At 59.1% G+C, this 25,131-nt stretch carries 26 protein-coding genes and 1 tRNA gene; 16 read left to right on the top strand and 11 right to left on the bottom strand.

The window, feature by feature from the left end; genetic code table 11:
- Nucleotides 1-42: 42 nt before the first annotated feature.
- The 3 genes from ACN19L_RS14740 to ACN19L_RS14730 all read right to left on the bottom strand — a co-directional run bounded on the left by ACN19L_RS14740 (nucleotide 43) and on the right by ACN19L_RS14730 (nucleotide 1,396).
- Nucleotides 43-477 carry a ribonuclease P protein component gene (locus tag ACN19L_RS14740; protein ID WP_426490252.1) on the bottom strand — a complete coding sequence of 145 codons (435 nt, stop codon included), beginning with the start codon at nucleotides 475-477 and terminating at the stop codon, nucleotides 43-45.
- A gap of 37 nt (nucleotides 478-514) precedes the next feature.
- Complete coding sequence (gene rpmH, locus ACN19L_RS14735; protein WP_045689549.1) at nucleotides 515-673, bottom strand: 50S ribosomal protein L34; 159 nt, start codon at nucleotides 671-673, stop codon at nucleotides 515-517.
- A gap of 195 nt (nucleotides 674-868) precedes the next feature.
- Nucleotides 869-1,396 carry a transposase gene (locus ACN19L_RS14730; protein ID WP_426490251.1) on the bottom strand — a complete coding sequence of 176 codons (528 nt, stop codon included), beginning with the start codon at nucleotides 1,394-1,396 and terminating at the stop codon, nucleotides 869-871.
- Nucleotides 1,397-1,615: 219 nt separating this feature from the next.
- Here ACN19L_RS14730 and ACN19L_RS14725 point away from each other — a divergent pair, with 219 nt between their 5' ends.
- Nucleotides 1,616-3,349, top strand: coding sequence for a M61 family metallopeptidase (locus ACN19L_RS14725; RefSeq protein WP_426490250.1), 1,734 nt, complete (start codon nucleotides 1,616-1,618; stop codon nucleotides 3,347-3,349).
- A gap of 172 nt (nucleotides 3,350-3,521) precedes the next feature.
- Nucleotides 3,522-4,328, top strand: a complete 807-nt coding sequence (locus ACN19L_RS14720; RefSeq protein WP_426490249.1) for a hypothetical protein — start codon at nucleotides 3,522-3,524, stop codon at nucleotides 4,326-4,328.
- Nucleotides 4,329-4,469: 141 nt separating this feature from the next.
- Here ACN19L_RS14720 and ACN19L_RS14715 read toward each other — a convergent pair whose 3' ends face one another.
- From ACN19L_RS14715 to ACN19L_RS14705, 3 genes are all read right to left on the bottom strand, one after another.
- On the bottom strand, nucleotides 4,470-4,712 hold the full coding sequence (locus ACN19L_RS14715) for a hypothetical protein (protein WP_426490248.1): 243 nt from the start codon (nucleotides 4,710-4,712) through the stop codon (nucleotides 4,470-4,472).
- A gap of 166 nt (nucleotides 4,713-4,878) precedes the next feature.
- Nucleotides 4,879-5,808, bottom strand: a complete 930-nt coding sequence (locus ACN19L_RS14710) for a PfkB family carbohydrate kinase (RefSeq protein WP_426490247.1) — start codon at nucleotides 5,806-5,808, stop codon at nucleotides 4,879-4,881.
- 166 nt (nucleotides 5,809-5,974) lie between these two features.
- A tRNA-His gene (locus ACN19L_RS14705) sits at nucleotides 5,975-6,048 on the bottom strand.
- Nucleotides 6,049-6,267: 219 nt separating this feature from the next.
- Between ACN19L_RS14705 and ACN19L_RS14700 the strand changes: the two genes are divergently transcribed.
- Nucleotides 6,268-7,698 (top strand): DEAD/DEAH box helicase, encoded by a 1,431-nt coding sequence (locus ACN19L_RS14700; protein ID WP_426490246.1) that lies wholly within the window; start codon nucleotides 6,268-6,270, stop codon nucleotides 7,696-7,698.
- A gap of 100 nt (nucleotides 7,699-7,798) precedes the next feature.
- Here the strand turns inward: ACN19L_RS14700 and ACN19L_RS14695 are convergent, their stop codons facing one another.
- The 3 genes from ACN19L_RS14695 to ACN19L_RS14685 all read right to left on the bottom strand — a co-directional run bounded on the left by ACN19L_RS14695 (nucleotide 7,799) and on the right by ACN19L_RS14685 (nucleotide 10,015).
- Nucleotides 7,799-8,257: a hypothetical protein gene (locus tag ACN19L_RS14695; protein ID WP_426490245.1), complete on the bottom strand. Its 459-nt coding sequence runs from the start codon at nucleotides 8,255-8,257 to the stop codon at nucleotides 7,799-7,801.
- A gap of 124 nt (nucleotides 8,258-8,381) precedes the next feature.
- Nucleotides 8,382-9,086 carry a uracil phosphoribosyltransferase gene (upp, locus tag ACN19L_RS14690; protein ID WP_426490244.1) on the bottom strand — a complete coding sequence of 235 codons (705 nt, stop codon included), beginning with the start codon at nucleotides 9,084-9,086 and terminating at the stop codon, nucleotides 8,382-8,384.
- On the bottom strand, nucleotides 9,074-10,015 hold the full coding sequence (locus tag ACN19L_RS14685) for a GNAT family N-acetyltransferase (protein WP_426490243.1): 942 nt from the start codon (nucleotides 10,013-10,015) through the stop codon (nucleotides 9,074-9,076). The genes upp and ACN19L_RS14685 overlap by 13 nt, the downstream gene beginning before the upstream one ends.
- A 111-nt stretch (nucleotides 10,016-10,126) precedes the next feature.
- Between ACN19L_RS14685 and ACN19L_RS14680 the strand changes: the two genes are divergently transcribed.
- The 11 genes from ACN19L_RS14680 (at nucleotide 10,127) to ACN19L_RS14630 (ending at nucleotide 21,331) form a co-directional block, all read left to right on the top strand.
- Nucleotides 10,127-12,025, top strand: coding sequence for a hypothetical protein (locus tag ACN19L_RS14680; RefSeq protein ID WP_426490242.1), 1,899 nt, complete (start codon nucleotides 10,127-10,129; stop codon nucleotides 12,023-12,025).
- A 109-nt stretch (nucleotides 12,026-12,134) separates the two neighbouring features.
- The gene (locus tag ACN19L_RS14675) at nucleotides 12,135-12,491 is read left to right on the top strand and encodes a hypothetical protein (RefSeq protein WP_426490241.1); all 357 of its coding nucleotides are present in this window, start codon (nucleotides 12,135-12,137) and stop codon (nucleotides 12,489-12,491) included.
- A 428-nt stretch (nucleotides 12,492-12,919) separates the two neighbouring features.
- On the top strand, nucleotides 12,920-13,288 hold the full coding sequence (locus ACN19L_RS14670) for a hypothetical protein (protein ID WP_426490240.1): 369 nt from the start codon (nucleotides 12,920-12,922) through the stop codon (nucleotides 13,286-13,288).
- A 96-nt stretch (nucleotides 13,289-13,384) separates the two neighbouring features.
- Nucleotides 13,385-13,882, top strand: a complete 498-nt coding sequence (locus tag ACN19L_RS14665) for a YceI family protein (protein WP_426490239.1) — start codon at nucleotides 13,385-13,387, stop codon at nucleotides 13,880-13,882.
- A 38-nt stretch (nucleotides 13,883-13,920) separates the two neighbouring features.
- A complete protein-coding gene (locus ACN19L_RS14660) occupies nucleotides 13,921-14,847 on the top strand; it encodes a DUF5777 family beta-barrel protein (protein WP_426490238.1) in 927 nt (308 codons plus the stop codon).
- A 41-nt stretch (nucleotides 14,848-14,888) separates the two neighbouring features.
- Nucleotides 14,889-15,332, top strand: a complete 444-nt coding sequence (locus tag ACN19L_RS14655) for a CHRD domain-containing protein (protein WP_426490237.1) — start codon at nucleotides 14,889-14,891, stop codon at nucleotides 15,330-15,332.
- A 147-nt stretch (nucleotides 15,333-15,479) separates the two neighbouring features.
- Nucleotides 15,480-17,324: an ABC transporter ATP-binding protein gene (locus ACN19L_RS14650; RefSeq protein WP_426490236.1), complete on the top strand. Its 1,845-nt coding sequence runs from the start codon at nucleotides 15,480-15,482 to the stop codon at nucleotides 17,322-17,324.
- 121 nt (nucleotides 17,325-17,445) lie between these two features.
- Nucleotides 17,446-17,889, top strand: a complete 444-nt coding sequence (locus ACN19L_RS14645; RefSeq protein WP_426490235.1) for a hypothetical protein — start codon at nucleotides 17,446-17,448, stop codon at nucleotides 17,887-17,889.
- Nucleotides 17,890-17,901: 12 nt separating this feature from the next.
- Nucleotides 17,902-18,492, top strand: coding sequence for a D-sedoheptulose 7-phosphate isomerase (gene lpcA, locus ACN19L_RS14640; protein WP_426490234.1), 591 nt, complete (start codon nucleotides 17,902-17,904; stop codon nucleotides 18,490-18,492).
- 160 nt (nucleotides 18,493-18,652) lie between these two features.
- Nucleotides 18,653-20,191 (top strand): YifB family Mg chelatase-like AAA ATPase, encoded by a 1,539-nt coding sequence (locus tag ACN19L_RS14635; protein ID WP_426490233.1) that lies wholly within the window; start codon nucleotides 18,653-18,655, stop codon nucleotides 20,189-20,191.
- A 102-nt stretch (nucleotides 20,192-20,293) separates the two neighbouring features.
- Entirely contained in the window at nucleotides 20,294-21,331 is a 1,038-nt protein-coding gene (locus ACN19L_RS14630; protein ID WP_426490232.1) for a quinone-dependent dihydroorotate dehydrogenase, read from the top strand.
- A gap of 62 nt (nucleotides 21,332-21,393) precedes the next feature.
- On the opposite strand, the gene ACN19L_RS14625 is transcribed toward ACN19L_RS14630, so the two are convergent.
- Nucleotides 21,394-22,044 (bottom strand): hypothetical protein, encoded by a 651-nt coding sequence (locus ACN19L_RS14625; protein ID WP_426490231.1) that lies wholly within the window; start codon nucleotides 22,042-22,044, stop codon nucleotides 21,394-21,396.
- Nucleotides 22,045-22,162: 118 nt separating this feature from the next.
- Nucleotides 22,163-23,266: an acyloxyacyl hydrolase gene (locus ACN19L_RS14620; protein WP_426490230.1), complete on the bottom strand. Its 1,104-nt coding sequence runs from the start codon at nucleotides 23,264-23,266 to the stop codon at nucleotides 22,163-22,165.
- Nucleotides 23,267-23,535: 269 nt separating this feature from the next.
- On the opposite strand from ACN19L_RS14620, the gene ACN19L_RS14615 reads away from it, so the two are divergent.
- Together ACN19L_RS14615 and ACN19L_RS14610 are read left to right on the top strand one after the other, a co-directional pair.
- On the top strand, nucleotides 23,536-24,291 hold the full coding sequence (locus tag ACN19L_RS14615; protein ID WP_426490229.1) for a porin family protein: 756 nt from the start codon (nucleotides 23,536-23,538) through the stop codon (nucleotides 24,289-24,291).
- 171 nt (nucleotides 24,292-24,462) lie between these two features.
- Nucleotides 24,463-25,122, top strand: a complete 660-nt coding sequence (locus tag ACN19L_RS14610; RefSeq protein ID WP_426490228.1) for a porin family protein — start codon at nucleotides 24,463-24,465, stop codon at nucleotides 25,120-25,122.
- Nucleotides 25,123-25,131: the final 9 nt, after the last annotated feature.

Genomic DNA, 25,131 nt, shown 5'->3' with positions numbered 1-25,131 from the left:
TGCGTTTCACACCTGAAAAGCCACCCCCCAGCGCATTTGTTGTCAAGACCCCGCTCCTGCCTCCGCAGTTGCACTGGCCTCGGTGAGCAAACGCTCCAGCCCTGAAGTTAATTTCTTTTCGATAAGCGTCAAGGGCTTTTTTTCCTTGCCGGTATAGATAATAGCGAGCTGGGCCACCCGATGCCCGCCGGGGGCTTCCAGCAGCCGGTACTTGTTGAGGCGGTAGGCCTCGCGCAGCAGGCGCTTGAGGTAGTTGCGGTCGACGGCGCGCTTGAAGTTGCGCTTGCTCACGCTCACCAGTACCTGCGGCGGCTCGGTAGTGGGCGCTTCGGTGGCCCGCCAGGTGAGGCGCAGGGGGTATAAACCAAAAGAAGAACCCTGACCGAAAAGCGCTTCAATGAGCTTTTTTCGGCACAGATGTTCTTCTTTCGGAAACGAGTAGGAGCGCGCGCCCGGCGTTGAAACAGGAGTCGTCATCGGCGGGAGCAGCGGCCATTCAGCCGCCGGCAGCGGCTTAGCGCTTATGACGACCTTCGTCAGATACGGTCAGGCGCTTGCGGCCTTTGGCACGACGACGAGCGATTACGCTGCGGCCGTTAGCGGTTTCCATGCGCGAGCGGAAACCGTGCTTGTTGCGGCGCTTGCGCTGCGAGGGCTGAAAAGTACGTTTCATGGTATGGGTAAGTGACTCTTATTACAACTTAGGCCGGCAAAGGTAACAGGTTGAGTTGGAATTGACAAGCCTGCGTCACTGAATGTGGTTCAAGCTTCAGCTTGAACCGTAAGGAAAACACAGGGCATACGTTATTATATTGATAGTCAACAGCATTCATCATTACGCATTCGGTTTAAGCTAAAGCTTGAACCACTACCAGTCGGGCCGTAGATAGGAATACGGCCACTCAGTGGCTTCTGCTACCAGACCAGCGCGCACGGGGTTATCCAGCGTGTACGCCATGACGCGCTCCAACTCACCCGGACGTTGCACCAAGTGGTCGTAACTTTCGTGCTGCCAAAACCCACCTGTGCGCTTCAATAGCCGATTTGCGGCTAAGGCTGTTCTGCCCTTCAGCCGCTGCATCATGCGGGGATACGAGAAATTGGGCTGCGGTGGGAGCTGCACCACGAGATGCACATGATTCGACATCACGCAGAAGCACCATACCTGCACCGCCAGTTCCGACAACCGATGCATCTCATCCGCCACAATGCCGGCAATAGCCGGTTGCCGCAGCCAATGCGGACCGTCTTGGCAGGTATCTAGGTAGGCATCCAGCCGCTTAAACTGGCGCTTGTGCAGATCTAGCAGCGCTTCCCGCTGTTGGATGGGCTGGGGTATCTCCCGGTGCAGCCGTCGGATTTGCTCGTCAGCTTCTTGCAGAAATCGATGCAACACTGTGACAGGCAGGGAACCTTCGAGCCGAAAAGTGATGAACAAGGTAGCGCCTGGTGGCACAAAGTGCGGTAAATTGCGCTGGTAAAAACTCATGCAGGGGAAGCTTTTGCGGGCGGCGGGCGTGTAGAGCTCGTTTCTGCTTCTAAGATAACGCTCTGTACCTGCTGGCTGCCCCCAAGCAAACCCCGGCCCAAGCTAAAGCTTAGGCCACCTCTTTCTATGATTCACTACCACGTTTCCTTCGAGAATCCGCTCACGTTTTACCTGCAAATTCAGATGACGTTCGAGGTGCCGGCCGGCACCGAGGCGCCGGTGGAACTGCAACTGCCCGCCTGGCGGCCGGGGCGATACGAGCTGCAAAACTTCGCCCAGAAGCTGCAGCACGTGGTACTGGAGGATGCGGCCTCCGGCGAGACGCTGCCGAGCCGCAAAATCACGAAGGACCGGTGGCAGTTGAGCGGGGCAGCGGGCCGCACGGTGCGGGTGCGCTACAACTTCTACGCCCACCAGATGGACGCCGGCGGCTCCTGGCTCGATGAAACCCAGTTGTACCTGAACCCGGTGCAGGCGCTGATGTACGTGGAAGGCCGGCAACAGGAAACCAGCCAGCTGATGCTGGATCTGCCCGAAGGCTGGCAGCTGGCCTGCGGCCTGCCCCAGCGCGGCCCCAACCTGCTGGAAGCCCGCAGCTTCGACCACCTGGCCGATTCGCCCCTGATTGCCAGCCCTACTTTGCAGTACCGCAACTACGAGGTGAACGGGCTGCCCTTCTACATCTGGATTCAGGGCGAGTGCCCGGTGGATTGGGCGCGGCTGGTGCAGGATTTTCGGGCCTTCAGCGAGGAGCAGCTGCAGCTGTTCGGCTCGTTTCCGGCCCGGGACTACCACTTCCTCAACCAGATTCTACCCTACAAGCACTACCACGGCGTGGAGCACCTCAACTCCACCGTTATTGTGCTGGGCCCGGCCGAGCTGCTGATGAGCGAAGGGCTGTATAAGGAGCTGCTGGGCGTGAGCTGCCACGAGCTGTTCCACGCCTGGAATATCAAGAGCATCCGGCCGGCTGAGATGCAGCCCTACGACTATGCCCGCGAGAATTACTTCCGCACCTGCTTTATTGCCGAGGGCATTACCACCTACTATGGCGAGTACCTGCTGGCCCGGGCTGGTGTGCGCGCTGCCGAGCAGTACTTTGCCGAGCTGAACACCGTGCTGCGCAAGCACTACGACGACTACGGCCGCTACCACCTCTCCGTGGCCGATGCCAGCATGGATTTGTGGCTGGACGGCTACAAGCCCGGCGTACCCGACCGTAAGGTATCGGTGTACCACAAGGGCGCGTTGGTGGCGCTGCTGCTCGACCTCACCCTGCGCCAGCTCTCGGGCCACCAGCGCAGCCTCGACGACGTGATGCGCCGCCTGTGGGAGGAATTCGGCCAGACCGGCATGGGCTACACGGAGGAAGACTACACCCGCTTGGTGCAAGAAGTGGCCGGGCGCGACATGCACGCCTACTTCGACAAATTCATCTACGGCACGGCCCCGCTGGAGGAACCCCTAAACCGGGTGCTGGGCTTTGTGGGCTGCCGCCTGCGCATTGATGAGAATGCCTCGGCCTCGGAGGGCGTGTACGGCTTCCGGACGGTGGTGAAGAACGAGCGGACCGAAGTGACCGACATTCTGCCCGACGCCCCTGCTGCCCTGGCCCTGACGGTGGATGACGAAATTGTGGCCATTAACGGCCGCCGCGTGGAGTTGAACCTGCACAGCCTGCTCAGCGACGGGGCCGACCACCACGAGGTAACCGTATTCCGCCAGAACCGCCTGCTGACCGTGACGCTGGCCGCCGACCCGGCCCACCGATTCTGGCAGAAGGTGACCGTGGAAAAATTACCATCGGCCACTCCCGAACAGCAGGCCAGCTTCCGGCAGTGGCTGAAGCAGGATTTTTAATTTTTCGGCTACATCCCGGCCGCTGCCGTGCCCGTAGAAACCACAGCGGCCGGGACGGCGCAAACTTTTTGCCGGGTTTGCGCTTTCGGGAACTCTCCGCATGCGTTTTTCTTTTCGCTCTCTGTCCACCCGACAACGACGCGCCCTTCGATCCAAGTCTACCTCCCTCCTCATGTTTCGGTTTCGTACCGTAGCTACTGCCCTACCCCTGGTAGTGGCGCTGCCGGCTTGTTCGTTGCGCATGCAGCCCACCGAAAAGTCGCGGCCCAGTGTAGCCTTACCGCCACCACCAGCCCCTAAGCCGCCGCGCATCTACCGGCTCCAGCACCTTGATACCTTGGTGCAGGTGCCTGGCCGGGTGCTGCACATTTATCCGGCTTCCCGGCACGCCTATGCGCAGCTACACAGCCCCGACTGGGTGGTATCAAAGCCGGCATCAGCGGAGGAAGAAGACTCGTTTCTGGATTTTGCTGCGGAGGAGCGGCTGCGGCTCGCCAAAGCGGATAAGCGGATTCAGCGCACTGGCCGGGCGTTGCACCTGCGCCCTACGGCCGCCCCGGAAGTACGGCTGGTGAACAACCCGGCCGAGGATGAGCGCAACATCGCCTATGAGTATGTGGCCACGCTGCCCAGCATTCACCAGTGGCTGATATCGGTGCACTTGTACGAAGGCGGCTACTACATGCTGGTGGACCAGCGCAGCGGCCGCCGCACCCAGCTAATGGCCCCGCCCGTTATTGCCCCCGACGGCCGCCACTTCGTGTGCGGCAACTCCGACGTGCTGGCCCGCTTCGAGCCCAGCGGCCTGCAGCTCTGGAGCCTTGATGACAAAGCCCCGCGCCTGCTCTGGGAGCGGCAAACCGAGTGGGGCTGCACCCAGCCCCGCTGGCTCGACAACAAAACCATCCTGTTTGAGCAGGACTTCTTCGACAAAGGCGACGTGGATACCCGCGTAGTCCGCCTGACCGTCGTGCCTTGATGGAGAGCTTAGAGGTTAGAAGTGAGAACCTAGAAGCTAAAAGTGAGACGTTCGTTCTGCTACCTATCGGTTACAGAATAAACGTCTCACTTCTTGTTTTGAGGTTCTAAGCTCTCACTTCTAACCTCTAAGTTCTCACCTCTAGTGCTTGGCGTCGCCGCCTTTGCCCACTTTACCGCTGTTTACGGAGGCAGGGTTATTGCCCTGGGGGTTGTTGCGGATATTGTGTACGCCTTCGCCAGCAGAAGCCCCGTCGGTGGTGTTGCCGTGAGCCGACACGTCCATGGTGTTGGGGCTTTGTACCTGCGTGCTTTTCTTCTTGGTATTGGCAGCCGGGTTGACGGACGTTTGGTCGTTGGTCAGGTCGGTTTGTTTTTTGCTCATGCTCATGGCCGTGGGATTTACGGGTGGATGAATACTCCTTGTACCCAACGGCCCCGGCGGAGGTTGCTATAAAATTCGGTCCATTCTCAGGAGTGCAAACGCAAAACGCCTGCCACCCCGGGCTATACCCAGAATGGCAGGCGCTTGATTTTATTTGCCGGAACAGTTAGGCTACCGTGGCGACGGGCTGCACGGCTACCAACTCCCCGAACTGCTTTTCGCGGGCTTCAATTTCTTCCTGGGTCAGGTTCAGCAGACGCTCGGTGCCGAATTTTTCCACGCAGAACGAGGCCATGGCTGAACCGTGAATCACGGCGCGCTTCATGTTCTCGAAGCTGATGTCGTCGGTGGCGGCCAGGTAGCCAATGAAGCCGCCCGCGAAGGTGTCGCCGGCACCGGTGGGGTCGAATACTTCTTCCAGCGGCAAAGCCGGGGCGAAGAAGATCTGGTTTTTGTGGAACAGCAACGCGCCATGCTCCCCCTTCTTGATGATGAGGTACTTCGGGCCCATCTCCATGATAATTTTGGCGGCTTTCACCAACGAGTGCTGACCCGACAGCTGGCGGGCTTCTTCGTCGTTGATGCTGAGCACGTCTACCATCTCAATGGTGGTTTTCAACTCGTCCAGGGCCACGTCCATCCAGAAGTTCATCGTGTCCATTACGATGAGTTTGGGGCGGTTTACGAGGCGCTGAATCACGAGGCGCTGAATCTGGGGCGTGAGGTTACCCAGCATCAGGTATTTGCAGTCCTGGTACGAATCCGGCAGAATGGGGTCGAAATCGGCCAGCACGTTCAGCTCGGTAGCCAGGGTTTCGCGCGAGTTCAGGTCGTTGGAGTACTTGCCCGACCAGAAGAACGACTTCTCGCCCTGCTTGATCTGCAGCCCTTCGGTGTCCACGCCATGTTCGCCCAGCATCATAATATCCGACTGCGGAAAATCGTCGCCCACAACGGCCACAATTTTCACGGGCTTCACGGAGTAGGAAGCCGACAGGCTGATGTAGGTAGCAGCGCCGCCAACAATCTTGTCAGTTTTGCCGAAGGGCGTTTCCAGGGCATCGAAGGCCACCGTACCGATAACAACCAGACTCATAGATTCAAAGGGGAAAAGTGGTTCAGGGTTCTATATTATACAGGGCCGCAACACCAGTCGCCACCGAATCCTTCCATTGGTACCGGAAATGGTTAGGCTGCTGCGAGGCGCCGAAAACAAAAAAGGCCTCTGCCGCTGAGGAGAGACCTTTTTGTTCAAAACGGAGGGTAAGTAATGGGGCTCGAACCCACGACCTTCGGAATCACAATCCGACGCTCTAACCAGCTGAGCTATACCTACCGTGTTGGGTATTGGAGCCACAAAAGTAGCGGCCGGCCGCAGATTTGCAAAACAAATGGCCAGTTTTTTTCTCATGTACGGCTAACTACCTGTTACGCAAATACGTGGAGCAAGCCTGCCAACGCTGGTTTTTCAGCAGTTACGTTCAGACCACAGCCGGTAGCCAAGGACCGCGCCCGGATTCCGCGTACCTTTGTGGTTTACAACACGCTTTGCCTTATGTCTGACACGCCGCAGCCGCTTTCCTTCGCTGATTTCAAGCTTAACAAACAACTCCTGACGGCAGTGGAGGAAGCAGGCTTTACCGAGCCCACGCCCGTGCAGCAGCAAACCATTCCGCTGCTGCTGGCCGGCCACGACGTGCTGGGCATTGCCCAGACCGGCACCGGCAAAACGGCCGCCTTTGGCCTGCCGCTGCTGATGAAGGTGAAGTACGCCCAGGGTACGCATCCGCGGGCGTTGGTGCTGGCCCCCACCCGGGAGCTGGCCATGCAGCTGGAAAACCACCTGAAGAAGCTGGCTGTGTACACCGACCTGCGCATTTTCGCTATTTACGGTGGTCTGGGGCCCAAGACCCAGATTGAAACCATTGCCAAAGGCGTGGACATCCTGATTGCCACGCCGGGCCGGCTCATGGAGCTGTACCTGCGCGGCGACCTGGTGCTGAAGGAACTGAAAACGCTGGTGCTGGATGAGGCCGATAAAATGATGGATATGGGCTTTATGCCCCAGATCCGGCGTATTCTGGAGGTGATTCCGCGTAAACGTCAGAACGTACTGTTCTCGGCCACGATGCCGGAGAAAGTAACCACGCTCAGCGAAGAATTCCTGGAGTTTCCGGTGCGGATTGAGGTAACGCCCGCCGCTACCTCGGCCCAGACCGTGAGCCAGTCGCTGTACGAAGTGCCCAACCTGCTCACCAAAATCAACCTGCTGGAGTACCTGTTCCTCGACTGGGACACCTTCCACCGCGTGATGATTTTCACGCGTACCAAGGAGCACGCCGATAACGTGGCCAGCTTCCTGCAGCGCAAAGCCCACGGCGAAGTGCGGGCCATTCACGGCAACAAGGGCCAGAACATGCGCATAAACGCCATGGAAGCCTTTAAAGCCGGGGAAGTACGCTTCCTGGTAGCTACCGATGTGGCCGCCCGCGGCATCGACGTACCGGAAGTGTCGCACGTGGTGAATTTCGATGTGCCGCTGGTGTATGACGACTACGTGCACCGCATTGGCCGCACGGGCCGGGCCCAGCACACCGGCGCGGCCATCACTTTCGCCAATGAGGCCGAGATGTACCACATGGAGCAGATAGCGGAGCTGATCCGGCAGGAAATTCCGCTGTTGCCCATTCCGGAGGGCGTGCAAATTGCCAAAACCTCCTTCGATGAGCAGCAGAACATGGACCGGGAGAAGGATGACCGTCGCAAGCGCGAAGACCCCACCTTCAAAGGGGCCTTCCATGAGCGCAAGGAGTGGATTAAGCCCGGCGTAACCATTGACAAGCGCACCGGCAAGGAATTCAAAGCCGGCCCCAACCGCAGTCAGAAGGGCAAAAAAGCCAATCCTTCCAAGGGCAAAGCCTCCTCCCACTCCTCCAAAGCCTTCCGTGCCGCCCAGGGCCGCGCCCGCGCCAAGCGGAGCAAGTAGTGAGATGGTGAGATAGTGAAATGGTGAGTGGCCGTTCTGTTGGCGCGAAATGCGCTTTTAGAACGGCCACTCACCATTTCACTATCTCACCATCTCGCTACTACCGATAGTGGTCGAAGATGGGCAGGTGGCTGAAGCGGATGGCCAGTAGCGTGAAGGCGAAGCCCCAGAAGGCGGCGCTCCAGGCCATGTGCAGCAGAATGCGCCAACGCGGTACGTGCAGCTGCGTGGCAATAACGGTACCGCCTACCGGGCTGAACAGGATGGGCGTGAGAAAAGCAATGCCCACCATGCCGAAGCGGCGGTAGATACTTACAATGGTACGGGTACGGCGGCTAAACAGAGGCTTGCCTTTTTGCTCCCGCTTGTGCCGCAGGTGCAGGGCCCACCGCCGGCCCAGGCCCGAAATCAGCACTACCGTGGTCATCATGCCCGCCACCGACAGGCCCCAGACCAGCGGCATGGGCAGGCCCGCCGCCACCCCGGCAACGGGAGCGGCCACAAACTTGAACATGCCGATGGCGAAAACCGTGGCGTATTTGAGCAGATCAGGTAACACAGGCAAAGTTGGTAAGCGAAGCAGCGTAAATATAACCAGCAGGCGGCCGCAGGGCTAGCACCGCATTATTAGCAGACTGTTACGAAACCCAACGAATGCAGGCCCGGTTCACCGACTCCAAACCTTACAGCTTGCTGCCGTAGGATAGGTCGCCGGCGTCGCCGAGGCCGGGCACGATGTAGGCCTGCTCATTGAGGCCCTGGTCGATGGCGGCTACCCAGAGCGTGGCCTCGGGTATTTCGCGGGTCACGTACTCTACGCCCTGGGGGCTGGCAATAACGGCGGCAATATGCACCTGCCGGGGCGTACCAAAGCGCAGCATAGCCCGGTAGGTCTGCACCAGGCTTTTGCCCGAGGCCAGCATGGGGTCGGCCAGAATCAGCACCCGCTCATCCAGGCTGGGAGCCGAGAGGTAATCGACCTGCACCTGCACCTGGGCTGTGCCCTCAATACGGTAAGCCGCCGCAAACGCGGAGGGCGACTGGTCGAAATAGTTCAGAAAACCCTGGTGGAAAGGCAGGCCCGCCCGCAGCACGGTGGCCAATACCGGGAAATCGTGGAGGTGCTTGCTGCTGGACTCGCCTAGCGGCGTGCGCACCGTTTTATCGGTGTAGCTCAGCTGGGAGCTGATTTTATAGGCAATAATTTCGCCCAGGCGCTGCAGGTTGCGGCGGAAACGCAGGGAGTCCTGCTGCACCGATACATCGCGCAGTTCGGCCAGAAAGTGGTTGGCCACGGACGGCTCGGCGCACACAACGTGCACGCGTGGGTTAGCCGCGGCGGCGGCCGCAGCGGAAAGGTCAGCAGGAGAAGGCGTCAGCGCAGCCATTGTAGGTAGCAGGGGCGTTGGGTGAAGGATAGGGCCGCATACGGCACGGGCACGGCCCCGAAATTGGCGAAAAAACGGGCAATTGACGGTATCATACCGCCTTCAAAATCGAGCACCAGCCCGGGCGTGCCCGCGTGCCGCCGGATGGCGGCATCTACCAAGGCTAACGGGGCTGCTAGCTTTTTACCTTCGGCGGAGGCCGCGGCAAACAAATAAATCAGCCGGGAGCGGTACCGCACAAACAGTGCTCCGGCCAGCAGCTCGCCAGTGTGGACGTGGCGCACCTCATGCAGCTCCAGTAGCTGCCGGGCTTGCAGCGCGGCCACCAATCGGCGCAGGAGGGTGTAATGGCGGCTTTTGAGGCCGGCGGCCGGGCCCTGGGTTTGCCGGAACAGCGTAAGCAACGGCTCTACCTCGGGTGTGACTTGGACCTGGCCCAGCATAGCAGCAGGCTTGCGCAAACGGCGGCGGTAGTCGGCACAGTAGCCGGCTTGGATGGTTTCGTACGGCTGATGCAGCGGTAGGTGGTAAGTATGACGGTTGTCCACCGTTACCCCGGCCGGAGCGGCTACCAGCCGGTTTTCCACGTTCAGCTGCGCGTAGAAGCGGGCGTAGCAGGGTAGCACCAAGGCCAGCCAGGGGCCTGCCAGACTTCCCAGCATCTTGGCTCCCACTCCAATCATTCCTAGTTGCTGCGTAAAGGGCGGCTGCACTATCTCCCGGCCCCACAAGCGCCACTTCACCGGCAACGGCCACACCGTCAGGTAGCGGCCGGTTCCAGGCTCTGTTTCTACCAGCGCATCCCAGCGGCCGGCCGTAGCCTGCAGCCACCAACTGGTAGCGTACGGAACTGCTGGTAAAGCCGAATCGACGCAGGCATCCCAGGCAGCTAGGTCTAGTTCTGAGAAGCGCAGCAAGCGGATGGACATGCTCAAAGGTACTGCCGGCTGGCTTCCGGCGTTAGGGGCTTTATCCAATCCTGCATAAACTCCGTAGGTTTGCCCACCCACGCGCCGGATTTGGCGTACACGGCTCTGCTTATGAAGATTTACTACGTAGTTTCCTGGGGCCTACTGAGCCTGCTCACGTATTCCGCCACTGCCCAGAACGTACCCACCCGCCCCTCCGATGGTAAAGGCAATTGGCTGGACTACCAGGGTCCGATCAAAGAATATCGGCCCGAGGCTGTAAATCTGGCGCGGGAGCAGCGTAAAACCACCATGGGCACCACCTACGTGCCCCTGGATGCCGATGTGTACCGCCTTATCGACCGGTACGCCATTCTGCACGGCTCCGACTCGCTGGTGCAGCTGCACACCAGCATCCGGCCCTACACCCGCGCCGACGTGGCCTGGCTGGCCGAGCGCCTACTGCAGGATTCCACGGCCGGCCTCTCGCGGCAGGACCGCTTCAACATCCGCTACCTGCTGCGCGACAACTGGCACGAGGCCCGGCAGGACTCGGCTACCAACCTGCGCGAAAAGCCCCTGTTCAAGCATTTCTACCAGCGCCGCTCCGACCTGTACAGCATTGAGCAGCCGGAATTTTCTTTGCGCGTGAACCCCGTGCTGGGACTGAGCCTGGGCAACTCTGACGGAGCCAAAAGCTACGCCTTCCTGAATACCCGCGGGGTGCAGGTAGAAGGCACCATTGACAAGCGGCTGGGCTTCTACACCTTCCTGGCCGATAACCAGATGGCCGTGCCGCTGTACGTACAGCAGCGCACGGAGCGCGACAGCGCGGTGGCCCACGAAGGCTTCTGGAAGCCATTCAAGAACACGCCCGGTCAGTACGATTTCCTCTCGGCCCGGGGCTACCTCACGTATGCCGCCGGCCGCCACGTAAGCCTGCAGCTGGGCCACGACCGGAACCAGATCGGCAACGGTTACCGCAGCCTGATTCTGTCGGATTACGCCGCGCCTTACCTGTTTTTGAAGGTGAACACCCGCATCTGGAAGTTTCACTACCAGAACCTGTTTGCCCAGCTGGTGGCCGACAACCCCGCCCTCGACAAAGACTATCAGCGCAAGTACCTGGCCTTTCATCACCTGAGTTTCGACATTAAGCCTAACCTGAACGTGGGCTTGTTCGAAAGCGTGACCTATAGCGGCTACAAAACGGTGACGGATTACGTGGATGACGACGGTAACCCCAGAACCGACCCGGTACCCCGGAACCGCCGGGCGCGGCGGGGCCCGGAGCTGCAGTACCTCAACCCCATTATCTTCTACCGGGCTATTGAACAAAGCGCGGGTTCAGAGGACAATGCGCTGCTGGGAGCCGATTTCAAGTGGAATATCCGCAACCGGGTGCAGCTATACGGGCAACTGGTGCTGGATGAATTCGTGCTGAGCGAAATCCGGAGCGGAAACGGCTGGTGGGCCAACAAGCAGGCCGTGCAGCTGGGCGCCAAGTACCTCAACGTGGCCGGCATCCGCAATTTCGACGTGCAGGGCGAGTTCAACTTCATCCGGCCCTTCACCTACCAGCACGAGGACCAGTTCCGCAACTACCAGCACGCGGCTCAGCCCCTGGCCCACCCCATGGGTGCTAATCTGTGGGAGTTGATTGGTATTGCCAGCTACCAGCCCCTGCCCCGCCTGAACGTGGTGGCCAAGGGCTTCCTGGTAAAGCAGGGCCTCGACCCCGCCGGCCCCGATTCGGCCCTCACCAACTACGGCAACGATGTGCTGCGCTCCTACAACACCCGTCCCACCGAGTACGGCTATAAAATAGGCGCGGGCCTCACCTCCTACCTCTTCCACGGCGACCTGACAGCCACCTGGCAGGCGGCCCACAACCTCTGGCTCGATGGCAAGGTAGTGTACCGCCGCCGCACCTTCGACGGCCCGGTAGCCCCCTTCTTCACCGCCGACGGCGGCCTGCTGGCTTCCGTGGCCCTGCGCTGGAACATTGCCCAGCGTCTGCACGAGTTTTAAAAGAATGTGAGAAATGTGAGTAAAGGTGAGGATGTGGAGAATGAGTGATGAGTGTTGACTTTTCGCTTGTCACATTCTCATATTCACCATATTAGCACATTAAAAAGCCATGCGCCACGAATCGGCCGTCACGCTGCTGTACCGCCCCGTGAACCAGGCGGAGCTGGATTTGATTGCCGCCTCGGGGTGGCAGGCGTTTCCGCCGTGCCTGCCGGAGCAGCCGTTTTTCTACCCGGTGCTGCATGAGCAGTACGCTGCCCAGATTGCCCACGAATGGAACGTGCCCGACTACGATGTATGCTATGTGCTGCGGTTTGCTGTGGAGGCCGATTACGCCGACTTATTTCCAGTCCAGGATATGGGCAGCCGGAAATACCAGCAACTGCGGGTACCGGCCGGGGAGCTGGAAGAATTCAACCGCCACATCATCGGGCAGATTGAGGTAGTAAGCATACCGGAGGCCTGACCGCATATCCCATTCTGAACACTCGCCCCTGCCAACCAGGTAGGGGCTTGCCTGCGTGAGCACCCCTTACCGCAATGGTTTATTCACATCACTTATCTAATCACCAATAGTAATTACCTAAGCTCAACAGTACGTTTTCTGATAATAAATAAAGCCTCTTTCGTCGGCTCAGTAGCACTCTTCGTCTTGATTTAAGGCCATTTCGGCTAATCATGACACAATTTCAGCCAGTAGGGAAATACAAAGGTTCGTCTGCTACGTAGGTTTGTTCATTACGGGAAATAATTCTCGTTTTGGAACAACGCTGCTGTCCTGCTACCGTATTGCCCACATCGTACGCAGTACGTTGTCAGGGCCGCTCCGCTTTCCAGCACTGCCGATCCGTCATCCGGCAGCCTGATACTACCTGACCTGTTTGTCACCCCCCTATGCTTCACCGCTACTTACTGTATTTTTTCTCGCTCCTGCTGCTGGGCAGCTGTGCTTACGACAACGCCGAGGATATTGTGAAGCCCCAACAGCCCTGCGCTACGCCGGCTACGGTAAGCTATGCCCTGCACATTTCGCCGCTGCTGGACCGCAACTGCCGCAGCTGCCACAGTGCGGTATTAGTTAGTGGCAACGTAAACCTGGATAACCTCACGGAAATCCAGACCCGGGCCCGAACCGGCCAGTTGATGGGCGTTGTCACGCACGCGCCTGGTTTTCAGCAGATGCCCCAGGGTGGGGCTAAACTTTCGGACTGCGACATTGCGCTTCTGCAGCAATGGGTAACGGCTGGCGCCCCTAATAATTAGATGGCCGGGCCATGTGCGCGCCGGACGGCGCTGCGGTGGGGATTATTGCTGCTACTTAGCGTTGGTGTACTACAAGGCCACGCTCAGGGCCGCTACATGACGCAAACCGGCTCGGTCAGCTTTTTTTCCACCAGCATCATCGAGGATATTGAGGCTCATTCCGAGGAGGTCTCGGCCATTTTCGATTTGTCGAACGGACAGTTGGCCTTCAGTATTCCCATTAAGTCATTTCAGTTCAAGCGCACCCTCATGCAGGAGCACTTCAACGAAAACTATATGGAATCGGGCCGCTTTCCGAAGGCCACGTTTCGGGGCAAAGTGCTGGATCTGAACTTTGGTAACCTGCTCAAAAGCGGTTCCCAGCGCGTGACGGTGGAGGGCGACATTACCCTGCACGGGGTTACGCGCCGCATAACTGTTCCGGGCACCCTCGACCTGAGCCAGGGCACCCTATTGGTCAACGCCTATTTCAGCGTGGCCCCGGCCGACTACAACATTGAAATTCCGTTGCTGGTGCGCGAGAACATTGCGAAAGTGGTGGGCGTGAAAGTGCGCCTCTCCTGCGAACCGGCTACCCAGATTTCGGCTAAATAACTACTTCGGTTTCCTCCTTACCTTCTCATTTCTGCTCTATGCGGCCACATTTTTACCACTATTTAGCGCGGGTGAGTGCCGTGATAGTATTTCTAGTGAGCCTGGCGGCCCCGGCCCTGGCTCAGGATGATGACCTGCTGGGCCAACTGGAAAAGCAGACCCCGGCTCAGCCTCCCCGCGAGGCAGTGCACGCCACTTTCAAAAGCACCCGCCTCATCAACGGGCACACCATTGAAACGCCCGGACAGGGCACGCTGGTATTCCTGATTTCGCACCGCTTTGGCACCCTTAACAGCGGCGCCTACAACTTCTTCGGCCTCGACCAGGCCACCATACGGCTGGGCCTGGAATATGCCTTGACTGACCGGCTGGAAATTGGGGTGGGCCGCAGCTCGGTGGGCAAGGCTCTGGATGGCTTCGTGAAGTACCGGGCTCTTACTCAAACTACCGGCCCCCGGGCCATGCCCGTGAGTCTGACACTGTTCAGCAGCGCCGCCCTCACCACCCTCAAGTACAACGACAACATCGACCGCACGCTGCCGCGCCGCCTGGTGTACTCCTACCAGGCCCTGATTGCCCGCAAGGTCAACGAAAACCTCTCTTTGCAGGTGATGCCCACGCTGGTACACCGCAACCTGGTAATGGAATCCAAAGATGCCAACGACGTGTACGCCCTGGGCATCGGGGGCCGTCAGAAAATTACCAAGCGCACCTCCATCAACCTGGAGTACTACTACCTGATGCCAGACAACAAGCCCACCGGCGTGCGCAACGCCATAGCCGCCGGCCTGGATATTGAAACCGGCGGGCACGTTTTTCAGCTGCACGTGACCAACTCCCAGGGCATGATTGAGCAGCATTTCGTGAGCGAAACCCGGGGCAATTTCTTCGATGGCGACATCTACTTTGGCTTCAACGTGAACCGCAACTTCACCGTACGGCCCAAAAAAGGCTTCCGTAACTAACGGCTTCTTCTTACTCAATTTCCCTTTTTTACCCCAACCCCATGCTACACAAAATTACTTCCCTAGTACTGGCCGCCGGCCTGCTCACCTTCAGCGCCTGCAACAACGACGATGATGATGCGACGCCCGCCAGCAATATGGTAAACGTGGCCGCCACCCTGGATGGCAAGCAGGAAGTGCCCGCCAACTCCTCCACCGCCACCGGCTCCATGACGGGCACCTACGACAAGAGCACCCGCACGCTTACCTACCGTGTTACCTACACCGGCCTGACGCCGTCGGCTGGCCACATTCACCAGGCAGCTCCGGGCGTGAACGGCGGTGTTATCGTGCCGTTTTCCAGTGTAGCTACATCGCCCATTACTGGCACAGCTACTCTCTCCGAGGCTGATGGCGCTAAGCTGCTCAGCGGCGAAACCTACGTGAACCTGCATACACAAGCCTACAGCGGCGGAGAAATCCGCGGCAACATGACGGTAAAGTAATCTTCGGGCGAAATCGTCTGACGATACACAGCCCCCGGCGCGCAGGTGCCGGGGGCTGTGTGCATTCTGGGGGTGCCGTCAGCCGTCTTACCGTCTTACCGCAGCGTGTGCCCCGCCGCAGGGAATGCCCTACCTTTGCGCGTTCCGATGAAGACCTACCTCCGCATTCTGCAATACGCCCGCCCCTGGGCAGTATTTCTGCCGCAGTACCTGCTGTTCACTGTGCTGACTATCTTTTTCAGCATCGGCAACTTCACGCTCATCATTCCGCTGCTGAGCGTGCTGTTTGACAAAACGGACAAGGTACCCGCCAAAGCCCCCAGCCACCTGCCCGATTTCCACCCGACCATTCAGTGGGTGACGGATACGTTCAACTTCTTTTTTGCCCAAGTACTGGAAGAGCGGGGCAAGTTGGGGGCACTAGCTTTTGTGTGCGGAGTAGTGGTAGTGTCGGTGTTGCTGAGCAACGTATTTCGCTACCTGAGCCTGCGGCTGCTGGCTACGGTGCGGGCCCGCGTCATCCGGAACCTGCGCCGCGACCTGTACCACCGCATCATCAGCCTGCAGCTGGGCTTTTTCGGGAGTGAGCGGAAGGGGGATTTGATGTCGCGCTTTACGGCCGATGTGCAGGAAGTGGAAACCTCAGTGGTGAATACCATGACGGCCGTTATCAAGGAGCCGCTGACCATCATTGCCTACTTCGCGGTGCTGTTTCACATTTCTACGCCGCTCACGCTGTTCACACTGATTCTGCTGCCCATTTCGGGCGGCATTATTGCCACGGTGGCCAAGCGCCTGCGCACCCAGGCCAAGCAAAGCCAGAGCACGTTGGGCACCATGCTGTCGGTGATTGACGAGACGCTGGGCGGCATCCGGGTGATTAAGGCCTTCAACGCCCAGGAGTACATCAAAGGCAAATTCGAGGACCAGAACGACCTGTACGCCCGCACTTCCCGCGCCATTGATAACACCCGGGATTTGGCCTCGCCGTTCTCGGAGTTTGCCGGCGTGTCGGTGGTGGCCGGGCTGCTGTATTTCGGCGGCACGCTGATTCTGGGTGGCAAGTCCAGCCTGGATGGGCAGACATTTATTGGGTACGTGGTGTTGTTTTCGCAGGTGTTAACGCCGGCCAAGGCCCTGTCGGCCTCGTTTGGCAACATCCAGCGCGGGCTGGTGGCCGGAGAGCGGGTGCTGAGTATCATTGATACTGAGCCGCTGGTGCGCGACAAGCCCGACGCCCAACTGCTGCCCGCTTTTGAGCACCAGATTGAGCTGCGCAACCTGCAGTTCGGCTATGCCGATGCACCCGTGCTGCAGGACATTAACCTGACCATTCCCAAAGGCAAAACCGTGGCCCTGGTGGGCCCCAGCGGCGGCGGCAAAAGCACCCTGGCCGACCTGCTGCCCCGCTTCTACGACCCCACCGGCGGGCAGCTGCTCATTGATGGCCACGACGTGCGCGACTGCACCATTCACTCCGTGCGCGACCAGATGGGCATCGTGACCCAGGAAAGCATCCTGTTCAACGACACCATCTTCAACAACATCCGCTTCAATACTGAAGCCACGGAGGCCGAGGTACTGGAGGCGGCCCGCATTGCCAACGCCCACGACTTCATTATGGCCGCGCCGGAAGGCTACCAGACGATGATTGGCGACCGGGGCAGCCGTCTGAGCGGGGGCCAGCGCCAGCGCCTGAGTATTGCCCGCGCCATCCTGCGCAACCCGCCTATTCTCATCCTAGATGAAGCCACCTCGGCCCTGGATACCGAAAGCGAAAAGCTGGTGCAGGAAGCCCTCACCCGCCTTATGCAGAACCGCACCAGCCTGGTAATTGCCCACCGGCTGAGTACCGTGCAGCACGCCGATGAAATTGTGGTGCTGCAACAGGGCCGCATTGTGGAGCGCGGCACCCACGAGGAGCTGCTGCGCCAGGGCGGCCTGTACCAGCGCCTGAACATGATGCAGGCGACCAACGCGGCGTTGGCGTAGAGAGAGGTAGCGGCAAGGGGCCGCGGCTTACACTGCCAAAGCCCTATATTTAGTCCGTTCTGTTAGCGCCTGCGTATTACGGGCTGCATTTTCTCTCCTCAACCACAACCTCTTTACTTCCATGCTTGCTCTCAAACGACTGGTAACCATCCTGGTGATGGTGTTTTTGCTCCTTGCTTTGCTGGTTCTGCTGGTGCCTTCTGTGCAAAGCAGCTTCGCCAGCATGGCTGATTCCCGCGAAAGTCTGCTGTTCGGCCTGTTCGTAACGGCCACGGTTCTGCTGGGTCTGCAGCTACTGACTGAAAACCTGGACAGCGTGTTGCTGCGCCGGGATGTGGCCGCCCGGGAAGGCAAAATCAATGAGTTGAAAGCCCGCCTCTACGACCACCAACTGGACCAGCAGCGCACCGCTGAGCGCCCCCCGGTGGTGCCCCGTACCGGCGTTACTACCTACCCCGAGCAGCACCAGCCCACGTTTCCGGAGTCGGACCCGGCCCTGCCCAACGCCCCCATCGACCAACCTAATTCCATCATTCCGCCGCGCAACCCCAATTACCCGGCGTAATTTTCGCATTTCGTGACCCAACCTTCGCTTACCAGCCTCATTCAGGCCGAGCTTACCGAAGCCCAAGCCGTGCTCGACCGGTTTGTGCAGAATCCGGCCAACTTGCAGGCCATTGAGCAGGCTGCCCGCCTGATAGCCGCCAGCCTCGATGCCGGGGGTAAAGTGCTCACCTGCGGCAACGGCGGCTCCCTCTGCGACGCCCAGCATTTTGCCGAGGAGCTCACCGGCCGCTACCGCCAGAACCGCCGCGCCCTGGCCGCCATTGCCCTCACCGAAGCCTCGCACATGAGCTGCGTGGCCAACGACTTCGGCTACGACCACGTGTTCAGCCGCTTCGTGGAGGCTCTGGGCCGCCCCGGCGACGTGCTACTGGCCATCAGCACCAGCGGCCACTCGCCCAACGTGCTGCTGGCCGCCGAAGCCGCCCGCGCCGCCGGTATGCGCGTAGTGAGCCTTACAGGCAAGGATGGTGGCCAGCTGGCCGGCATCAGTGACGTGGAAATCCGGGCCCCACACACCGGCTACGCCGACCGGATTCAGGAAATCCATATCAAAGCCATTCACATTATGATTATGCTCATTGAGCAGCTGGTGAAACCGTAAGCCAGTACTCCGGCCCTTGTCTCAAAGCCCTTTTTCTACTGAAGCTCCCCACTAACCCGGGGGTTGCTCTGGCAGAAAAAGGGCCTTTGCATTGTGGAGGTTAATCGTAACTTCCCTTCCTGATACACGTCTATTCACCCGTTCTTTTTTCGCCTTATTCATGCTTACGAAAACCTTCGGCTCGGCCGTGCAAGGGGTTAATGCGTATACTATTACCATTGAAGTAGTTGTATCGATGGGCACGGGTTTCTACGTGGTGGGCCTGCCCGATAATGCTATTAAGGAAAGTCAGCAGCGGGTAGAGGCGGCCCTGAAGTTTCGGGGGTACCGCATGCCGCGCACCAAGGTGGTGGTGAACATGGCCCCGGCCGACATCCGCAAGGAAGGCTCGGCCTACGATTTGCCCATTGCCGTGGGTATCCTGCACGCCTCCCAGCAGCTGACCACCGAGCGGCTGGGCGAGTACATCATTATGGGCGAGCTGGCCCTGGATGGGGAGCTACGGCCGGTGCGGGGTGTGCTGCCCATTGCCATTCAGGCCCGCAAAGAGGGTTTTAAAGGCTTCATCCTCCCCCGCGAAAACGCCCGGGAAGCCGCCATTGTCAATAACCTCGACGTTATTCCGGTGGACACGATGCAAGAGGCGGTAGATTTTCTGGAAGGCCGCCTGGACATTGAGCCGGTGGTGGTTGATACCCGGGACGTGTTTCAGCAGGCTGCCAACCAGTACGCCGCCGACTTCGCCGATGTGCAGGGCCAGGAGAACATCAAACGTGCCCTGGAAATAGCCGCGGCCGGCGGCCATAATGTTATCATGATTGGCCCACCCGGCGCGGGCAAAACCATGCTGGCTAAGCGTCTGCCCAGTATTCTGCCGGCTCTGAGCATGCAGGAGGCACTGGAAAGCACCAAAATTCACTCGGTTGCCGGCAAGCTGGGAGCCAACGCTTCGTTGCTGAACACCCGGCCTTTCCGCAGCCCGCACCACACTATTTCCGATGTGGCTTTGGTGGGTGGTGGTGGCAACCCGCAGCCCGGCGAAATATCCCTGGCCCACAACGGCGTGCTGTTTCTGGATGAGCTGCCGGAGTTTAAGCGCACCGTGCTGGAAGTGATGCGCCAGCCGCTGGAGGAACGCCGCGTCACCATTTCGCGGGCCAAAGTCAGCATTGATTTCCCGACGAATTTCATGTTAATAGCCAGCATGAATCCGTGCCCGTGCGGCTATTACAACCACCCGGAGAAGGAATGCGTGTGCGGACCGGGCGTGGTGCAGCGCTACCTGAATAAAGTATCGGGGCCGTTGCTGGACCGGATTGACTTACACGTGGAGGTAACGCCCGTGACGTTTGATCAGATGACGGAAACGCGCCGCTCGGAGGATAGCCGCACCATTCAGGAGCGGGTGGAAACGGCCCGGCAGCGGCAGGCGGAGCGGTTCCGTGAGCAGGCCGACATCCACTCCAACGCCATGATGCCCTCCCAGATGGTAAAGGACATCTGCCGCGTTGATGCTACCGGCCTCACACTGCTGAAAACCGCCATGGAGCGCCTCGGCCTCTCGGCCCGGGCCTACGACCGGATTCTGAAAGTGGCCCGTACCATTGCCGATTTGGCCGGCTCCGAGGAAATCCAGCTACCCCACCTGGCCGAAGCCATTCAGTACCGCAGCCTCGACCGGGAAGGCTGGGCGGGATGAGTGGCGAGTAATGGAGTAGCGGAGTAATCGTTCTGCGGGTGCAAACGGCGTTTTCTACCGGACTATTACTCAGTTACTCCGCTACTCCGTTACTTTTGCCGCGTGCTATACGATGCCCTTGTCAAACCGCTGCTGTTCCGGCTGGATGCGGAACGCGCCCACCATTTGGTATTTAACAACCTGAAGCGCGCCTACCGGGTGCCGGGGGCCGCGGCAGCATTGCGCGGGCTGTATGAGCTGCGCCACCCCAGCCTGGAGCGGGACGTATTTGGCCTGCGGTTTCGGAACCCCGTGGGGCTGGCAGCCGGGTTTGATAAGAATGCCGAGCTGACGGACGAGTTGGGCGCTCTGGGATTTGGCTTCGTGGAAATTGGCACGGTAACGCCCCGCCCCCAGCCCGGCAACCCGCAGCCCCGGCTGTTTCGGCTGCCGCAGGATGCCGCGCTGGTGAACCGCATGGGCTTCAACAACCACGGTGCCGAGGCCGCCGCCGCCCGCCTGCGCCAACGCCGGAACCGGGACCTGATTATCGGGGGCAACATTGGTAAGAACAAGGACACGCCCAACGAGCTGGCCGCCCACGACTACGTAGCCTGCGTGGAGGCCCTGCACGAAGTGGTAGACTACTTTGTAGTGAACGTATCCTCCCCCAACACCCCGGGGCTGCGGCAGTTGCAGGAACGGGAACCGCTGATTGAGCTGCTGCAGCAGGTGCAGGAGCGCAACCAAAGCCTGCCCAGGCCCCGTCCTCTTCTACTTAAGATTGCCCCCGACCTCACGGACCCGCAGCTGGATGATATCCTGCTGATTGCCCGCGAAACCAACCTCAGCGGCCTGGTAGCCACCAATACCACCATCAGCCGGGACAACCTGACTACCCCCGCCGCCGACGTTGCTAACCTGGGAGCCGGCGGACTCAGCGGCAAGCCTTTGCGGCGGCGCGCTACCGAAGTTATTCGGTACCTGAGCCAGCATAGCCGGGGCAACCTACCCATTATTGGGGTGGGCGGTATTCACTCGGCGCAGGATGCCCGCGAGAAGCTGGAGGCCGGGGCCTGCCTGCTGCAGCTCTACACGGGCTTCATCTACGAAGGCCCTAGTCTGGTTCAGCAAATCAACAGGGAGTTAGTGAAGTCATAAGTAGCCGGACAGCTTCAATTTTACTGCTCAGCCCGCAACGGCCGAACCGTAAGCTCACCATCTCACAACTTCACCATTTCACCTTTAGGCGCGTAGCGGCGCTGCAGCCAGATAAGCAGCGGTACCAGCACCAGCGTGGGCCACAAAAAGTTAAGCGGAAACGGGATGAATTTGAGGCTGGTAGCTGAAAACGCCGATACCGCCGCAATGTACGAGCCCACAAAGCCCGAAATATGGTTGCGCAGCCATTGGCCGGCGGGCCAGGGTCCCGGTCGCCGAAAGCCACGCAACTGCCGTACTGTCGTCATCAGCCCAATAGCTCCAAACACCACCATGGCCAGGTTAAAGGGGCGGCTCCAGAGACCATAGGCCAGCGTACCCGCGAAAATCAGCAATCCGGTTACGGTACTTGCCCAATCATAGAGGCCGGGCTGCTGATTCTGGCCCATGCGCTTGTGTTGCAACGAGCGGTAGCCAAACTGCGCCAGATACAGGCTGAAAATGCCGGTCAGCAGCAAAAATGTCAGTCCCTTACTGCTGGCCGAGACAATGGCTGTACTACCAGCCACCACCATAGCGTAAAAAAACACTTTGCCCCAGAGCCGGTGGGCCGGCCCGCCTTTGCGCACGAGCAGGGCAATGGGAGCCACAAAAAAACCGGTGAACCCCGCCGCAATGTGCAGCCAGCGGTTCAGGAGCAGAAACGTTTCCATGGGGGCCGAACGTACGTTGATGGCTCAAACAAGCAGCTTTGCGCAAACCAGCGCAATTTTACTTCCCTCAATTGCCGACCAGCAGGCCCGAAGCGTGGTTATAGTCAGCTGAGACGTTTTACAGCTTCACGCCCAGCCGCCACTCAATCACATCGGCCGAGCCGCCGTGCACTTTCAGGTCTACGTTCCCAAATACCCGCTCAGTGAAGTGGTATTTCAGGCCCAGCCGCTCATAGTAGAACTTGTTGGACTTGTACGGATTGTAGAGATAGAACCCCAGGTGCGCCACAAACGCCAGCCGCCCGAACAGCAGCTCATGCCCCACGTAAGCCCCCGCCTTTTTCACGTCGGGCAGCTGGTCGCCAGCCCGGGCCGTGTCCCGGAGCTGGGCCCGCAGACTCCGGTCATAGAAGCCCTCTACCCCAGCCATCAGGTTGCTTTTGCGGTTCACGCGGTGGCCCACAACCAGGGTCACGGAGTTTACCGGATAGCGGCGGTTATCGGAGGTATTGCGCTGTTTCCAGCCCATGGAGGTACTCACGTTCAGAAAGCTGCGGCCCAACTCAGCCGGCGCGGGCGCGGGGGCCGAGTTCAGGGGCCTAAACGGGCGTTGCTGGTGGTAGTTGAGGCCCAGCAGCACCGTGGGCAGGTTAATGCCAAAGTTGGGCTTGGTGGTAGCCCCATTGGAGTAATGATTCAGTCCCAGGCCCAGCAACAGGCCCAGCTGCTCCGAAAGGGCCACATCATACTCCAGACGAGTCTGCAGGGTAGCATTCAGCCCGGAGCTGACAATGGTGTTCTTGTGATTGGTAGCCGGGTTGTAGCGCACCGGAAAGTAGCCCACGCCGGTACCCAGCCGGAAATTCAGCTCCTGCCGCCGGGTACGCCACAGGGCTTTGTTGATATACGCAGTGGCCGCATAAGACTGGCCCAGCACGGGGTTATGATAATCATAGTACACCAGCGCCAGGCCTATTTTAGGGTACTTATACCAGGTGTGCCAGGGCTCCGCGCCGGTGGTCTGCCGCTGCAGATTCAGCTCAAAGCCCGTAGGATGCGACACAGCCAGGTGCTGCACGGCGGGGGTGTGCGCCAGAATAAAACTGCCCTGCACATACGCTCCCAGCACCAACGGGGCAGCGGCCCGGCGTTGTGCCTGCAAGGGCCGCACACTTCCCAGTAAAAGCAGCGTGGGCAGCAGCCACCTGTTCCAACGCATCATATAAAACAAGCAAGCAACGAAGCAAAAGTAATGAAACCAGCCTGTTGACCGGACGGAAACTACCAGTCTCCCGGTTGTTGATAATGGTCTGTCAGTGTAGCGCTTATCCGGAAACGGGGTCAATTGAGCATTGTTAATTTTAAATAAAACATAATTATTCCCGCAACCCTATTGGCGTTACTTACGCTATGAGCCCCTGAAACCCACGAAAGACGTGGCCGTGCAGTTGAAGTGAGGCCCTTGGCCCACGCGTATCCCCCCCTATTGACATGAAAAACTTTGCTCTCCTGGCCGCCCTGGGCGTGGCCTCCATTTCCGCCGTACACGCACAAGATGCCGGTGGCTTCCGTTTGGGTGTAAAAGTAGGTGGTACCTACTCCAACATCTCCGGCGACAACGTAAGCCAGATTACCGGGCCTAATTACAGCACCGACCTCGGCGACTATAAACTGGGCTACAACGTGGGCGTAAGCACCAGTATTCCGCTTTCGTCGGATGGCTTTTTCTCTTTCGCTCCTGAGTTGCTGTACAACCGTAAAGGCTACGAAATCAACGGTAAGCAAACCGGCAACCTGGGCATGGAAAATGGCAAGACCATTGAAAGCCGCGAAATTGAGCAGCAGCGCGTATTGCACTACCTCGATGTGCCCCTGCTAGCCAAAATCAATGCTGGCGGGCTGTTCTTTGAGTTGGGCCCCCAGGTAAGCTATCTGTTCGGCTCCAAAAACAAGCAGCAGACGACTACCAAATACACCGACGGCACCAAGGTAAAAACCGACAACGACGGTACCTTCCTGGACTACAGCGGTTTCAAGCGCGGCGAGTCGTCCAAATCTGACCTGGCCCAGTTCGATATCAGCGGCGTGGCCGGCGTGGGCTACATGACCGATGGTGGCATCAGCCTGGGCTTGCGATACGCCCGGGGCTTTAACTCCCTCATCGACACCAAAGACCAGGATAATGAGCCGAAAGCATTTAACAACGCTTTCACGCTCCAGTTGGGCTACCTGATTCCTACCAAATAAGGTACTCTGCCTGCCTGATAACGGCCTTCCTAAACGGGGAGGCCGTTATTTTTTTCGGTTGATTCATATGCCAATTGCCAACTATAACCGTTAAAGGCAGCAGACTGGCACATTTTTCGTGCGGCTGGTCTTCGTGCAATTCCCTTTTCTCACTCCAATTTTGTTGCACCCATGAAAAAATCCCTACTGGCCGCTGCGGCCCTCCTTGCCACTGTGGCTGTTTCTGAGTCCAAAGCTCAGGGTATCCGTTTCGGGTTGAAGGCCGGCGGCAACCTCTCCAATCTCTCGGGTGATTTAACGGACGAGGACCGGTACGAAAATAAATTCGGTTTCCATGGCGGGGCTATGCTCAACATTGGCTTGCTCGATGATGGGTTCCTGTCTATTCAGCCAGAGGTGCTGTTCTCCCAAAAAGGCTTCAAATTTGCCGAGAATCAAGCCTTCGGATTGTACCGCTACAGTGGCAGCCGCACCTACAACTACATTGACGTGCCGGTGCTGCTGAAGCTTAACGCCGACGGATTCTACTTTGAGGCGGGCCCGCAGTACAGCTACCTGATGAAGGTAAAAGACGAAACCCAGCGCAGCCTCAACGGCACTGTATTTACCAACTACTCCGGCACCCAAAATCTGGATAACGTAAACCGCAACGAGATTGGGTACGCCGCCGGACTGGGCTTCCAGTCTGATGCCGGCTTTCTGATTGGCATTCGTTACAACGGTTCCCTCACCGACTTCGCTAAGGAAGGCTACACCGGCGACGCCGACGTACGCAACGCCCGCAACTCAGTGTTCCAAGCTTCAGTAGGGTTCCTGCTGCCCGGTAAATAGACTCACCCA

The organism is Hymenobacter sp. 102 (assembly GCF_049949205.1).
Classification (GTDB): Bacteria; Bacteroidota; Bacteroidia; order Cytophagales; family Hymenobacteraceae; genus Hymenobacter.
The sequence above is the reverse complement of the archived record's forward strand: the minus strand, read 5'-3'. Positions and strand labels throughout refer to the sequence as shown.